Annotated in this window: 9 protein-coding genes, 2 tRNA genes, 2 rRNA genes and 1 riboswitch; of the genes, 3 read left to right on the forward strand and 10 right to left on the reverse strand. The window is 43.8% G+C overall.

The window, feature by feature from the left end; genetic code table 11:
* Positions 1-95: 95 nt before the first annotated feature.
* The 4 genes from GTH25_RS16340 to GTH25_RS16355 all read right to left on the reverse strand — a co-directional run bounded on the left by GTH25_RS16340 (position 96) and on the right by GTH25_RS16355 (position 5,512).
* A 23S ribosomal RNA gene (locus GTH25_RS16340) occupies positions 96-3,272 on the reverse strand.
* Between the two features lie 315 nt (positions 3,273-3,587).
* Positions 3,588-3,663, reverse strand: a tRNA-Ala gene (locus GTH25_RS16345).
* A gap of 158 nt (positions 3,664-3,821) precedes the next feature.
* Positions 3,822-3,898 (reverse strand) — tRNA-Ile (locus GTH25_RS16350).
* Positions 3,899-3,969: 71 nt separating this feature from the next.
* A 16S ribosomal RNA gene (locus GTH25_RS16355) occupies positions 3,970-5,512 on the reverse strand.
* Together the 16S and 23S rRNA genes with 2 tRNA genes alongside form the textbook arrangement of a ribosomal RNA operon.
* A 616-nt stretch (positions 5,513-6,128) precedes the next feature.
* Here GTH25_RS16355 and purH point away from each other — a divergent pair.
* Together purH and purD are read left to right on the forward strand one after the other, a co-directional pair.
* Positions 6,129-7,718, forward strand: a complete 1,590-nt coding sequence (purH, locus tag GTH25_RS16360) for a bifunctional phosphoribosylaminoimidazolecarboxamide formyltransferase/IMP cyclohydrolase (RefSeq protein WP_075673763.1) — start codon at positions 6,129-6,131, stop codon at positions 7,716-7,718.
* A 12-nt stretch (positions 7,719-7,730) separates the two neighbouring features.
* A complete protein-coding gene (gene purD / locus GTH25_RS16365) occupies positions 7,731-9,020 on the forward strand; it encodes a phosphoribosylamine--glycine ligase (protein WP_075673762.1) in 1,290 nt (429 codons plus the stop codon).
* A gap of 24 nt (positions 9,021-9,044) precedes the next feature.
* On the opposite strand, the gene GTH25_RS16370 is transcribed toward purD, so the two are convergent.
* From GTH25_RS16370 to nudC, 6 genes are all read right to left on the reverse strand, one after another.
* Complete coding sequence (locus GTH25_RS16370) at positions 9,045-9,707, reverse strand: DUF1481 domain-containing protein (RefSeq protein WP_223672925.1); 663 nt, start codon at positions 9,705-9,707, stop codon at positions 9,045-9,047.
* Between the two features lie 44 nt (positions 9,708-9,751).
* The gene (locus GTH25_RS16375) at positions 9,752-10,024 is read right to left on the reverse strand and encodes an HU family DNA-binding protein (RefSeq protein ID WP_004246922.1); all 273 of its coding nucleotides are present in this window, start codon (positions 10,022-10,024) and stop codon (positions 9,752-9,754) included.
* Between the two features lie 190 nt (positions 10,025-10,214).
* Positions 10,215-10,805: a YjaG family protein gene (locus tag GTH25_RS16380; protein ID WP_075673760.1), complete on the reverse strand. Its 591-nt coding sequence runs from the start codon at positions 10,803-10,805 to the stop codon at positions 10,215-10,217.
* A 74-nt stretch (positions 10,806-10,879) separates the two neighbouring features.
* Entirely contained in the window at positions 10,880-11,548 is a 669-nt protein-coding gene (nfi, locus tag GTH25_RS16385) for a deoxyribonuclease V (RefSeq protein WP_075673759.1), read from the reverse strand.
* Positions 11,541-12,614 (reverse strand): uroporphyrinogen decarboxylase, encoded by a 1,074-nt coding sequence (gene hemE / locus GTH25_RS16390; protein ID WP_075673758.1) that lies wholly within the window; start codon positions 12,612-12,614, stop codon positions 11,541-11,543. Before hemE ends, nfi begins: the two co-directional genes overlap by 8 nt.
* Positions 12,615-12,702: 88 nt before the next feature.
* Positions 12,703-13,488, reverse strand: coding sequence for an NAD(+) diphosphatase (nudC, locus tag GTH25_RS16395; protein WP_075673764.1), 786 nt, complete (start codon positions 13,486-13,488; stop codon positions 12,703-12,705).
* 145 nt (positions 13,489-13,633) lie between these two features.
* On the opposite strand from nudC, the gene GTH25_RS16400 reads away from it, so the two are divergent.
* A complete protein-coding gene (locus GTH25_RS16400; RefSeq protein WP_075673757.1) occupies positions 13,634-14,314 on the forward strand; it encodes an HAD family hydrolase in 681 nt (226 codons plus the stop codon).
* Between the two features lie 44 nt (positions 14,315-14,358).
* Positions 14,359-14,481: riboswitch (TPP riboswitch) on the forward strand.
* Positions 14,482-14,571 lie beyond the last annotated feature (90 nt).

The raw sequence follows: 14,571 nt of genomic DNA on the forward strand, positions 1-14,571 counted from the left end.
ATTTTGTATCTCTACGCTATAACCAGCAATGTTCAATCTTAAACAAGCTTACTTCATCTACTGTCGTCTCTCAGACAAAACACCTTCGGTGTTGTCAGGTTAAGCCTCACGGTTCATTAGTACTGGTTAGCTCAACGTATCGCTACGCTTACACACCCAGCCTATCAACGTCTTAGTCTTAAACGTTCCTTTAGGTCACTCTAGGTGACAGGGAAGACTCATCTCGAGGCAAGTTTCCCGCTTAGATGCTTTCAGCGGTTATCTCTTCCGCACTTAGCTACCGGGCAATGCCATTGGCATGACAACCCGAACACCAGTGGTGCGTTCACTCCGGTCCTCTCGTACTAGGAGCAACCCCTCTCAATCTTCCAACGCCCACGGCAGATAGGGACCGAACTGTCTCACGACGTTCTAAACCCAGCTCGCGTACCACTTTAAATGGCGAACAGCCATACCCTTGGGACCTACTTCAGCCCCAGGATGTGATGAGCCGACATCGAGGTGCCAAACACCGCCGTCGATATGAACTCTTGGGCGGTATCAGCCTGTTATCCCCGGAGTACCTTTTATCCGTTGAGCGATGGCCCTTCCATTCAGAACCACCGGATCACTAAGACCTACTTTCGTACCTGCTCGAGCCGTCACTCTCACAGTCAAGCTGGCTTATGCCTTTGCACTAACCGCATGATGTCCGACCATGCTTAGCCAACCTTCGTGCTCCTCCGTTACTCTTTAGGAGGAGACCGCCCCAGTCAAACTACCCACCAGACACGGTCCCCGATCCAGATTATGGACCTAGGTTAGAACATCAAACGTTAAAGGGTGGTATTTCAAGGTTGACTCCATGCAGACTGGCGTCCACACTTCATAGTCTCCCACCTATCCTACACATCAAGGCTCAATGTTCAGTGTCAAGCTATAGTAAAGGTTCACGGGGTCTTTCCGTCTTGCCGCGGGTACACTGCATCTTCACAGCGAGTTCAATTTCACTGAGTCTCGGGTGGAGACAGCCTGGCCATCATTACGCCATTCGTGCAGGTCGGAACTTACCCGACAAGGAATTTCGCTACCTTAGGACCGTTATAGTTACGGCCGCCGTTTACTGGGGCTTCGATCAAGAGCTTCTCCCTAAGGATAACCCCATCAATTAACCTTCCAGCACCGGGCAGGCGTCACACCGTATACGTCCACTTTCGTGTTTGCACAGTGCTGTGTTTTTAATAAACAGTTGCAGCCAGCTGGTATCTTCGACTGGCTTCGGCTCCGTCCGCAAGGGACTTCACTTACCGCCAGCGTGCCTTCTCCCGAAGTTACGGCACCATTTTGCCTAGTTCCTTCACCCGAGTTCTCTCAAGCGCCTGAGTATTCTCTACCTGACCACCTGTGTCGGTTTGGGGTACGATTGTTGGTAACCTGAAGCTTAGAGGCTTTTCCTGGAAGCAGGGCATCAATTGCTTCACCACCTTAGTGGTTCGTCATCACACCTCAGCATTAAGTGACCGGATTTGCCTAATCACTCTGCCTACATGCTTGAACCGGGACGACCGTCGCCCGGACAACCTAGCCTTCTCCGTTCCCCCATCGCAGTTACCACCAGTACGGGAATATTAACCCGTTTCCCATCGACTACGCTTTTCAGCCTCGCCTTAGGGGTCGACTCACCCTGCCCCGATTAACGTTGGACAGGAACCCTTGGTCTTCCGGCGTGCGGGTTTTTCACCCGCATTATCGTTACTTATGTCAGCATTCGCACTTCTGATACCTCCAGCATACCTCACAGTACACCTTCGCAGGCTTACAGAACGCTCCCCTACCCAACGAACGTATCCTTAAATTCGCTTATCGGGCTTTCGCCTCGACTTTCATGGACGCATTGACGTCACTTCGTTCCGTCAATCGTGTCTCACTCAAACAAATTTAAGTGATACGTTCGCTGCCGCAGCTTCGGTGCATGGTTTAGCCCCGTTACATCTTCCGCGCGGGCCGACTCGACCAGTGAGCTATTACGCTTTCTTTAAATGATGGCTGCTTCTAAGCCAACATCCTGGCTGTCTGAGCCTTCCCACTTCGTTTCCCACTTAACCATGACTTTGGGACCTTAGCTGGCGGTCTGGGTTGTTTCCCTCTTCACGACGGACGTTAGCACCCGCCGTGTGTCTCCCGTGATAACATTCTTCGGTATTCGCAGTTTGCATCGAGTTGGTAAGTCGGGATGACCCCCTAGTCGAAACAGTGCTCTACCCCCGAAGATGAATTCACGAGGCGCTACCTAAATAGCTTTCGGGGAGAACCAGCTATCTCCCGGTTTGATTGGCCTTTCACCCCCATCCACAAGTCATCCGCTAATTTTTCAACATTAGTCGGTTCGGTCCTCCAGTTAGTGTTACCCAACCTTCAACCTGCCCATGGATAGATCACCGGGTTTCGGGTCTATACCCTGCAACTCATTCGCCCAGTTAAGACTCGGTTTCCCTACGGCTCCCCTATACGGTTAACCTTGCTACAGAATATAAGTCGCTGACCCATTATACAAAAGGTACGCAGTCACCCCATCCTCAAATGTCCCGCTTGCTTTTACTGTCAAACTGGCTCGATTTTTTAACTTCCGTTGCTCGTGTACTTCTATGTACACTGCGCGACGGCTTGAAAAAATCAATCCACTTTGTAGGTAAACGCTGCGCTGTTTTCGAGTGGTTTGTCCAATCACTCAGTGCGAGGCACTTGAGTGATGGGGCTCCTACTGCTTGTACGTACACGGTTTCAGGTTCTTTTTCACTCCCCTCGCCGGGGTTCTTTTCGCCTTTCCCTCACGGTACTGGTTCACTATCGGTCAATCAGGAGTATTTAGCCTTGGAGGATGGTCCCCCCATATTCAGACAGGATAACACGTGTCCCGCCCTACTCGTCGAGTTCACAATAACAGCATCTTCGGATACGGGGCTATCACCCTTTACTGCCGGACTTTCCAGACCGTTCTCCTGATGCTGCTATTGATTAAGACTCTGGGCTGTTCCCCGTTCGCTCGCCGCTACTAGGGGAATCTCGGTTGATTTCTTTTCCTCGGGGTACTGAGATGTTTCAGTTCTCCCGGTTCGCTTCATTAACCTATGTATTCAGTTAATGATAATATCCATTGGATATTGGGTTTCCCCATTCGGAAATCGTCGGGTATAACGGTTCATATCACCTTACCGACGCTTATCGCAGATTAGCACGTCCTTCATCGCCTCTGATTGCCTAGGCATCCACCGTGTACGCTTATTCGCTTAACCTCACAACCCGAAGATGTCTTCTAAAACGGATTGCTACGCTTCATGATTTCGACGTTGGGCAGTGCTCGCAATGCTCACATACTTTAAGTATGCTCCGCTTGCTGTGCGCTGTCCGCCTTGAAATCATTTTGCTCGCATATCCTTTCTGAAGAGTATTTTCAGATTTGAGATTTTGAGAGACTCATCAATATACCTCGGTGATATATTGATTTGTTTTCAATTTTTCAGCTTGTTCCAGATTGTTAAAGAGCAAAATAATTCGCAGTATACTATTGCTAATATACTCTGAATTATTGTTTTATATTCAAGAGATTATGGTGGAGCTAAGCGGGATCGAACCGCTGACCTCCTGCGTGCAAGGCAGGCGCTCTCCCAGCTGAGCTATAGCCCCATAATGCATTCTTTAATACCGTTTTGTTTCTCAGGTTTCTTTCTTATTGGAAGTGTTCCTTTAAGTAAGAATTGAGCCAATCGCAGTGAGACAAGGCGTGAAGTCACGAAGTTTACATCAGTAAACGAGTGATTTCACAACGCAGTATCAATACGATTTGGTAGGCCTGAGTGGACTTGAACCACCGACCTCACCCTTATCAGGGGTGCGCTCTAACCACCTGAGCTACAAGCCTATACCGGTATTTCTGCTCGTTCTTCATCAGACAATCTGTGTGAGCACTGCACATAACACGTATCTCTTAGGTAAGGAGGTGATCCAACCGCAGGTTCCCCTACGGTTACCTTGTTACGACTTCACCCCAGTCATGAATCACAAAGTGGTAAGCGCCCTCCCGAAGGTTAAGCTACCTACTTCTTTTGCAACCCACTCCCATGGTGTGACGGGCGGTGTGTACAAGGCCCGGGAACGTATTCACCGTAGCATTCTGATCTACGATTACTAGCGATTCCGACTTCATGGAGTCGAGTTGCAGACTCCAATCCGGACTACGACAGACTTTATGAGTTCCGCTTGCTCTCGCGAGGTCGCTTCTCTTTGTATCTGCCATTGTAGCACGTGTGTAGCCCTACTCGTAAGGGCCATGATGACTTGACGTCATCCCCACCTTCCTCCGGTTTATCACCGGCAGTCTCCTTTGAGTTCCCGCCATCACGCGCTGGCAACAAAGGATAAGGGTTGCGCTCGTTGCGGGACTTAACCCAACATTTCACAACACGAGCTGACGACAGCCATGCAGCACCTGTCTCAGCGTTCCCGAAGGCACTCCTCTATCTCTAAAGGATTCGCTGGATGTCAAGAGTAGGTAAGGTTCTTCGCGTTGCATCGAATTAAACCACATGCTCCACCGCTTGTGCGGGCCCCCGTCAATTCATTTGAGTTTTAACCTTGCGGCCGTACTCCCCAGGCGGTCGATTTAACGCGTTAGCTCCAGAAGCCACGGTTCAAGACCACAACCTCTAAATCGACATCGTTTACAGCGTGGACTACCAGGGTATCTAATCCTGTTTGCTCCCCACGCTTTCGCACCTGAGCGTCAGTCTTTGTCCAGGGGGCCGCCTTCGCCACCGGTATTCCTCCACATCTCTACGCATTTCACCGCTACACGTGGAATTCTACCCCCCTCTACAAGACTCTAGCCAACCAGTTTCAGATGCAATTCCCAAGTTAAGCTCGGGGCTTTCACATCTGACTTAATTGACCGCCTGCGTGCGCTTTACGCCCAGTAATTCCGATTAACGCTTGCACCCTCCGTATTACCGCGGCTGCTGGCACGGAGTTAGCCGGTGCTTCTTCTGCGGGTAACGTCAATTGCTAAGAGTATTAATCTTAACACCTTCCTCCCCGCTGAAAGTACTTTACAACCCTAAGGCCTTCTTCATACACGCGGCATGGCTGCATCAGGCTTGCGCCCATTGTGCAATATTCCCCACTGCTGCCTCCCGTAGGAGTCTGGGCCGTGTCTCAGTCCCAGTGTGGCTGATCATCCTCTCAGACCAGCTAGAGATCGTCGCCTAGGTGAGCCTTTACCCCACCTACTAGCTAATCCCATATGGGTTCATCCGATAGCGCAAGGTCCGAAGAGCCCCTGCTTTGGTCCGTAGACGTCATGCGGTATTAGCCACCGTTTCCAGTAGTTATCCCCCTCTATCGGGCAGATCCCCATACATTACTCACCCGTCCGCCGCTCGTCAGCAAGAAAGCAAGCTTTCTCCTGTTACCGCTCGACTTGCATGTGTTAGGCCTGCCGCCAGCGTTCAATCTGAGCCATGATCAAACTCTTCAATTAAAAGTGTTTGATGCTCAAAGAAATCGAAAACTTAGCTATTCATAAATGAATTTACTTTTGTTGTTCACTCTTCAAGACTTGATACATCTAATATTTTAGAAGATATCGTCTCTGCGAGTGCCCACACAGATTGTCTGATAATTTGTTAAAGAGCAGTGCAACATTCGCTGCCGTTTCCGGTCTTCTGCGTTATTGCGAGGAGGTGCATTCTACATCTTCCTCATTCAGTGTCAAGCGTTTATTTACAAGGCCTTCCACTTTTTTCTTCGTTCTCTCGGCTAACTCACTTAGCGTGGTTTGCCGTGACAACGAGGACGCATTATAGGGAGTTTTCTGAGGCTGGCAATAGTTTTTTTAAGAAAAAAAATCGTTTGCTTAATTCCACAGCAAAACACCCACTTATACGCACTTATCAACAATTTTATCCACAGAGCACCTTTTTATATAAAATTAGCATGTCAAACGCAATCGTTTGCGTTATCATGACGGTCGATTAAGTAAGATTGATTTTGTGTCCATCTTCTGAAATGTTAGTTAAGCAAACACAATCTCACTGTATTAATGTGATTTAACTTCACCATTACTACCGTTATACCAACCCCAAGGGATAAAACTCATGCAACATCTTCGTCCTATCCGCCGTGCACTTTTAAGTGTGTCTGATAAAGCAGGTATTTTAGAATTTGCTAAAGCACTTGTTGAAAGAAAAGTAGAACTCTTATCTACAGGTGGAACCGCACGTCTATTAGCAGAAGCTGGCTTACCGGTTATTGAAGTCTCCGACTACACAGGCTTTCCAGAAATGATGGATGGCAGAGTGAAAACACTGCATCCTAAAGTACATGGTGGGATCCTAGGTCGTCGTGGACAAGATGATGCAATTATGGAAGAACATGAAATTCGTCCTATCGATATGGTCGTCGTAAATCTTTATCCTTTTGCTAAAACAGTAGCTCATCCAGATTGTTCATTAGCAGATGCTGTGGAGAATATCGATATTGGTGGACCAACAATGGTTCGCTCCGCGGCAAAAAATCATAAAGACGTTACGATTGTAGTAAATAGTAATGACTATGAAAGAGTGATTGAAGAAATGGATAATCACGAAAATAGCCTTACTTTAGATACACGCTTTGATTTGGCGATTAAAGCCTTTGAACACACAGCTGCTTATGACGGAATGATTGCTAACTACTTCGGCCAGAAGGTTGCACCTTATTATGGTGATACTTCACAACCATCAGGTACTTTCCCTCGTACCTTAAATCTGAACTATATAAAGAAACAAGATATGCGTTATGGTGAAAATGCTCACCAGCAAGCAGCTTTCTATATAGAAGAGAATATAGAAGAAGCATCTATTGCCACTGCAAACCAATTACAAGGCAAAGCACTTTCTTATAACAATATTGCTGATACTGATGCAGCATTAGAATGTGTGAAATCATTTTCCGAGCCGGCATGTGTTATTGTGAAACATGCAAACCCTTGCGGTGTTGCAATTGCGAACACGCTCGCACAAGCATATGACAATGCATTTAAAACCGATCCAACCTCTGCATTTGGTGGCATTATCGCATTCAATCGCCCATTAGATGCAAAAACAGCAAGTGCCATCATCGAACGTCAGTTTGTTGAAGTGATCATTGCGCCTTCTATTAATAATGATGCATTACCAATTTTAGAAACTAAACCAAATGTTCGTGTATTAGCTTGTGGTCAATGGCAAGAAGCCAAACCAGCATTAGATTTCAAACGTGTTAATGGTGGGCTGTTAGTTCAAGATCGTGACTTAGGTATGGTAAAAGAAGAAAACTTAAGAGTGGTCACCCAACGTCAACCTAGTGAGCGTGAACTTAAAGATGCACTCTTCTGCTGGAAAGTCGCCAAATTCGTAAAATCAAATGCCATTGTTTACGCTAAAAACGATATGACAGTCGGTATTGGTGCAGGGCAAATGAGCCGTGTGTATTCTGCAAAAATCGCAGGTATTAAAGCTGCTGATGAAGGTTTAGAAGTTGCAGGTTGTGCAATGGCATCTGATGCATTTTTTCCATTTAGAGATGGTATTGATGCAGCAGCACTTGCCGGCGTGACTTGTGTTATTCAACCTGGTGGCTCAATTCGTGATGATGAAGTGATCGCAGCTGCAAATGAGCATAACATCGCAATGATTTTCACCAATATGCGTCACTTCCGTCATTAATAAGGTATTGATATGAAGATTTTGATTATTGGTAATGGCGGTCGTGAACACGCTTTAGCCTGGAAAGCGGTTCAGTCGCCGCTTACAACACACGTTTTTGTTGCCCCTGGTAATGCAGGCACTGCATTAGAAAGTGGTGTTGAGAATGTCGCTATCAGTGCAACAGATATTCCTGCATTAGTCGCATTTGCTCTCAAAAATAAAATTGATTTGACTATCGTGGGCCCTGAAGCACCTCTGGTTATTGGTGTTGTAGATGCATTTAAAGAAGCGGGATTGACCATCTTTGGCCCAACAAAAGGAGCCGCGCAGTTAGAAGGCTCTAAAGCCTTCACAAAAGATTTTTTGGCTCGTCATAAAATTCCAACTGCGGATTATCAAAATTTCACAGAAATAGCACCTGCACTTGAGTACCTTAATAAAGTAGGCGCACCAATTGTTATCAAAGCAGATGGTTTAGCCGCAGGTAAAGGCGTTATTGTTGCTATGACACAAGCTGAGGCTGAAGCCGCAATTAAAGATATGCTGGCTGGCAATGTTTTTGGTGATGCAGGTCATCGTATTGTTATCGAAGAATTTCTTGATGGCGAAGAAGCTAGCTTTATTGTGATGGTTGATGGTGAACACGTTATTCCAATGGCAACAAGCCAAGATCATAAACGTGTTGGTGATGGAGATACTGGACCTAATACAGGGGGAATGGGAGCATATTCACCAGCACCTGTAGTTACACCAGAAATCCACCAGCAAGTAATGGAAAAAATCATTTATCCAACAGTAAAAGGAATGGCTTCTGAAGGCTATCGTTACCAAGGTTTCCTTTATGCAGGACTGATGATTGATAAACAAGGCATTGCTAAGGTTATTGAGTTTAACTGTCGTTTTGGTGATCCAGAAACTCAACCTATTATGATGCGTATGCAATCTGATTTAGTTGAGCTGTGTTTAGCTGGAGCAAAAGGTAACTTAAAAGATAAAGATTCTCTTTGGGATCCTCGTCCAGCTTTAGGAATTGTGATTGCAGCTGGCGGCTACCCTGCAGATTATCGTCAAGGTGATGTTATCAAAGGCTTAACACCAACATCATCAACAACAGCAAAAGTATTTCAAGCAGGAACAACACTCAATGACAAAGGCGACGTTATCACTGCTGGCGGGCGAGTATTATGTGCGACTGCATTAGGTGATGATATCGAGCAGGCTCAACAAAATGCTTATGCCTTAGCGAAAGATATTCATTGGAATGGTAGTTTTTATCGCCATGATATCGGCTATCGAGCGATTGCGCGCTTAAAGAAATAAATTACCAACAACAAAAGGGAGTGATCACAAGCTCTCTTTTGTTGGTTCCCATTTACAAAAATCGTGTTCTGCAACCATAAGTAATTGCTTACCTTCTGGTGAATCAAGCCAAGCAACATAAGAAGGCTTACTTGAATTACGTGTTCTTGTTTTTAACCAACGTTGTTCTGGACCTTCAAATGAAACACTCACCTTCTCACCAGCACATGTTGTCATCGTATTTTGATACCAAATACCCTGTACTAAATTTACTTTCCCAATAGTAAGCGCTTCACTAATTTCACGCTCTTTACTTGCAGCAAATACCATTCTTAAACGCTCATCTTCTGTCAATGCTCGTTTTTGCTTCTGGCTTTCTTGTTGCATGAAAATAACTTCTCCTCGTTTATTTAAACGAAGATGCCAAGAGGAGGGATCATTTGGATTGATAACTTCAGAGCGAACTTGCCAAAGCTTATTTTGACGATACTCATAGAATGTGATGACAGTTTCTGGCTTTTTATAAAAGCTATAAACACTCATGATCACTTGAGGCTCTGACGCTGTATTATTTAAACGCCATAGCCGGACAACACCTTCATCTGCAATATAACCTGTTGCAGAAAACTCAGGTAGTTGCACAGTAGAGGAGCAGGCGCTGAGCAAAAAAGCAGATCCTATTGCTAACAGCCCCTGTCGTTTCAACAAAAGGGGAGTAAATCCCCCTCTATTGTTCATTCCGTTCAAAGGAATTATTTTACTGCGTCTTTCAGTGCTTTACCGGCAGTAAATGCAGGAACGTTAGCTGCTGCAATTTTAATTTCTTTACCAGTTTGAGGGTTACGACCAGTACGCTCTGCACGGTGATTCACCTTGAATGTACCGAAACCAACTAACTGTACAGAATCGCCTTCTTTCAGAGCACCTGTTACTGAATCGATAAACGCTTCAATAGCAGCTTTTGCTTGAGTTTTTGTCAGATCCGCTTTTTCAGCAACTGATTCGGTTAATTCAGCTTTGTTCATAAAATAGTCCTTAAAGTATGTTTTATCGTTTGAAAAACATCTGGTGAAAAAACTTAACTTATCTTTTTAAGAGGATAAATTAAGTAAAACACCTGAGCCACTTCTTTTCGTACCCAATGTAGAACATACACGGGGGTGATGTGAAGTCTTTAAACGTCGCTTTTCAAGCACTAAATCACGTTTTTCTGATTTAGTGCGTTAATTCTATACCGATATTGCTCATTCCAGCTTCACGAAGGTCTGCACGTAGACCCTTGATCAGTTCGATATCTCTTTCTTCACATTCTACAAGTAGACGGTAAATTTCCCATTGGATATCGAACTCTTCAATAACAGCAGGTAGAGATCGAAGCTCTTCTTCGCTCATTTCTCTTTCTGCCTGTGTCATTTCAAGTGAAGCAACTGTCCCTACTGATAATTTGCTCACTTCAATAGCGTGACTTAATGATTCACCGCTTAAACGAGAGTGAACAATTTCACTAAGTGCAACACAGGCGTCAATCGCAGGATAGACACCATAAATCTCGAACTGAGATGCATCAGGAATAGCTTCTTCTAATTTCTCTAATTGAGAATCAAAATTAACCTTTGCATCTTTCACCGTTAAAGTTTCCCAAACCAGATCGAGAATACGGCGATAAAGCATTGGATCGGTAAATCCTGTTTCTCGACAAAATACCTGATAGTTTGGGTACATTCTCTCACACAGGCATGCCATAAACGTCAGGTGTTGCCAAGCTTCTAGCTTTTCTAAACGTAAATGGATTGGGTTCTTCAACATTCGTGATTACTCATTTTCTTAACTTAGGCGCAGTTTACCTGAAAATTAAAAATATCCACATATTTCCCGGTCATTTAGAGCTTATTCTTATTCAACTGCTCAAATAATCGCCTATTTGAAGCAATACCATCAGCCCAACGCGTAGGTTCTGGCAATCGATAGCCTTTCATACACAACTCAACCCACTGCAAAGCGCCATTCATACTCACTTTATGACCCGGAGAAATATACAGGGGTTTACATTTTTTCTTACTACGATAAATCCACCCTATTTGCTCATTCTTATCCATTAACGGTTCATGACTTCCCATCTTTTCATTGACTGTTTTATCAATGCCACATAAACGACTTTTTGCCACGCCAATAGTAGGCGTATCCACTAATAAACCAAAATGGCTTGCGACACCAAGCCTTCTAGGATGAGCAATACCTTGTCCATCGACAAAAATAAGAGAAGGCTTTTGTTTGATTAGTTGCCAAGCAGTCAGTAATGCAGGGCACTCTCTAAACGAAAGTAAACCAGGAATATAAGGAAGAGTTGTAGGTATTCGTGCAATTTGATATTCAAGAATTTCAAAAGAAGGGTAATGCATTATCACGATGGCGGCGCGAGTAACTGCGCCACCTTCTTCAAAACCAACATCAGCACCTGCTATGTAAGTTGGTGCTGTAAATTGGTCCGTTAAAATAATCTGTTGAGCTTTTTCTGTCTGCTCCTGACGCAATTGCTGGGTATTAATCATTATCCTGATGATAAGGCTTCGATAAACGGTGAACCGCATCAATAAATGCACCAGCATGTTCTGGTGGAACATCTTGATGAATACCGTGCCCAAGATTAAAGACATGACCGTTACCTTTACCAAATCCAGCAAGAATAGTTTCGACTTCTTGCTCTATTCTGGCAGGCGGTGCATACAGCATAGAAGGATCCATATTGCCTTGTAGCGCAACTTTATCCCCTACTCGACGACGTGCATCTTCAATATCAATCGTCCAATCAAGCCCTAATGCATCGCAACCTGTCGCAGCCATCGCTTCTAGCCAACGGCCGCCACCTTTGGTAAATAAGGTTACAGGAACTTTTCTTCCATCATATTCACGGATAAGACCATCAACAATCTTATGCATATAGTGTAATGAAAAGAGTTGGTAATCACGGCCAGTTAACACACCACCCCATGTATCAAAAATCATGATGGATTGTGCACCCGCTTTAATTTGAGCATTCAGATACAGAATAACGCTATCTGCCAGTTTATCCAGTAATAGATGTAATGCTTGTGGCTCTGCGTACATCATTTTTTTAATTTTTGTGAAGGCCTTACTACTTCCACCTTCAACCATATAGGTTGCCAGCGTCCAAGGACTTCCCGAAAAACCAATTAATGGCACACTACCTTGCAATGCATGACGAATGGCACGTACTGCATTCATCACATATCCCAGTTCATCTTCAGGATCAGGAATAGGTAGCTTTTTAATATCATCAAGACTATTTATTGGTGATTTAAAACGAGGGCCTTCACCTGTTTCAAAGTAAAGACCCAATCCCATTGCATCTGGAATAGTTAAAATATCAGAAAATAAAATAGCAGCATCTAAAGGAAAGCGTCTTAAAGGCTGTAATGTCACTTCACAAGCCAATTCTGTGTTCTTGCACAATGAGATGAAATCCCCCGCCTGTGCCCGTGTTTCCTTATATTCAGGAAGATATCTGCCTGCCTGACGCATCATCCAAACTGGGGTGACATCAACAGGTTGGCGCAACAGCGCACGTAAATAGCGGTCGTTTTTCAACTCACTCATGACTAACTCCATTAACAGTAATAGGGCCGCAAAATAGCAGGCATTGTAACATGCTGGAAAAATAACTGTTGGCAGACAGCGCCTTTATTTAGCTCTTTTCTTTATCTTGTCTAATATTCGCTATCGTATCTTCTATCAAACGTCTAGCAATCGTATCTGGTGGCGGGATCTGTGGTAGTTGATCGTAACGATACCAACCTGCACTCGTTAATTCAGAAGGATCGTGGCGTAGTTCACCACCATCATAGTCAGCTAAAAAGCCCATCATTAAGGAGTGAGGAAATGGCCAAGGCTGAGAGGATACATAGCGAATATTGCGAATACGAATATTACTCTCTTCAAACACTTCACGGGCTACGGCTTCTTCTAAAGTTTCACCCACCTCAACAAAACCAGCAAGTACAGTATAAAGAGGTGAATGTTTATGCCTAACATGATGTGCTAATAAGATTTTATCTTCATGGCGAATACCCACAATAATGCAAGGGGCAATTTGTGGATAATAGCGTTCATGGCAATTATCACATAAACACGCCCATTCACTCTCACTATGACGCATTTTGGAACCACAGTAACCACAAAAACGGTGAGAACGATAAAACTCAGCCAGTTGAACGCCACGACCAACTAATTTAAATAAGTTTTCATCCTGTGAAGCGATAAGCCTTGGTGAACACATATCGTTATCCATTTTTCCATGAATAAGCCAAACTGTTTCACCTTGCCATTCACCAACAATTTTGGCGTGCTGACCTATGAGATCCCAATCTTTAGCTAAGCCAAACGGAAGTTCGCCTTTAGGTAACCATACTCGTCCACCAAGGCTGACCGTCCACCAGCCCTTTTCTGACCCTGTTAATGTATATAAATGCATAACGACCATTCTATCCAAAATAATGATATAGAATAGAGGATACTCTTTTTAGCAAGAACCACTCAATGAATTATAACTATCTTCTATAATTCATTAGTATTCCTAAACATAAATATAAATTTTATTAATAGTAAGAACCGTTAGAATGACAGATAAAATAAAAAATAAAATTGCTATTTTTGATCTAGATGAAACACTTTTAGCAGGCGATTCTAGTCGCTTGTGGACAAACTATTTGTGGGATAAAAAAATAGTCACAGATCCTCATTTTTTGAAACTAGATGAACAAATGATCGCAGACTATTATGCTGAAAAGCTGAATATAAACCAATATCTTTTTCAACATCTAGCATATTTTAAACATTATGATATAGATAAGATAAATCATTGGGTTAATGACTTCACTGAAACAAGAATTAAGCCTCTACTTTACCCACAAGGAATATCAATAATTACACAATATCGACAGCAAAATATTCCCGTTATAATTATCTCAGCAACAATGTCCTTTCTAGTTTATGCTATTGCAAAGCAACTCAATGCAGACGTTTCAATGGGTATTGATATGCAAATTAAGGACAATCATTACACTGGATTTATTGAAGGTATTCCTACATTTCGAGAAGGAAAAGTTGAGCGTTTAAATCAATGGAAAGAAGCTAACAACATTAATTATACTTATATTTATTTCTATACTGATTCATCTAATGATCTCCCATTATGTTACCAAGCAGACCATGTTATCGCGGTTAATGCAGATAAAAAATTAACTCAAGTTTCAGATGAAAAAGCATGGGAACAACAACATTGGGATTTAAATAAATAACCCATGTCGGACTTGTAGTTTTTAAAATCTTTCATATACTGGATGTCTTCTTGTCGGAGTGCCTAGTGTTTATAAGGCTATTATAAACACAGGCTGAGACCGTTAATTCGGGATCCGCGGAACCTGATCGGGTTAATACCCGCGAAGGGAACAAGAGTGATTCGACCTTTTGATAGCTTCATTGCGTATATTTTTTACACACCTATATACACCTATCTGTCGATACTCCCTGCGACCTCCAGACAAGCATTTTTCTC

This window comes from Proteus terrae subsp. cibarius (assembly GCF_011045835.1).
Lineage (GTDB): Bacteria > Pseudomonadota > Gammaproteobacteria > Enterobacterales > Enterobacteriaceae > Proteus > Proteus cibarius.

Coding starts and splice junctions, on each gene's coding strand:
- GTH25_RS16380 (WP_075673760.1), bottom strand. CDS start 10,805: ATGTTGAAGAACCCAATCCATTTACGTTTAGAAAAGCTAGAAGCTTGG.
- purD (WP_075673762.1), top strand. CDS start 7,731: ATGAAGATTTTGATTATTGGTAATGGCGGTCGTGAACACGCTTTAGCC.
- GTH25_RS16375 (WP_004246922.1), bottom strand. CDS start 10,024: ATGAACAAAGCTGAATTAACCGAATCAGTTGCTGAAAAAGCGGATCTG.
- nudC (WP_075673764.1), bottom strand. CDS start 13,488: ATGCATTTATATACATTAACAGGGTCAGAAAAGGGCTGGTGGACGGTC.
- GTH25_RS16400 (WP_075673757.1), top strand. CDS start 13,634: ATGACAGATAAAATAAAAAATAAAATTGCTATTTTTGATCTAGATGAA.
- nfi (WP_075673759.1), bottom strand. CDS start 11,548: ATGATTAATACCCAGCAATTGCGTCAGGAGCAGACAGAAAAAGCTCAA.
- purH (WP_075673763.1), top strand. CDS start 6,129: ATGCAACATCTTCGTCCTATCCGCCGTGCACTTTTAAGTGTGTCTGAT.
- hemE (WP_075673758.1), bottom strand. CDS start 12,614: ATGAGTGAGTTGAAAAACGACCGCTATTTACGTGCGCTGTTGCGCCAA.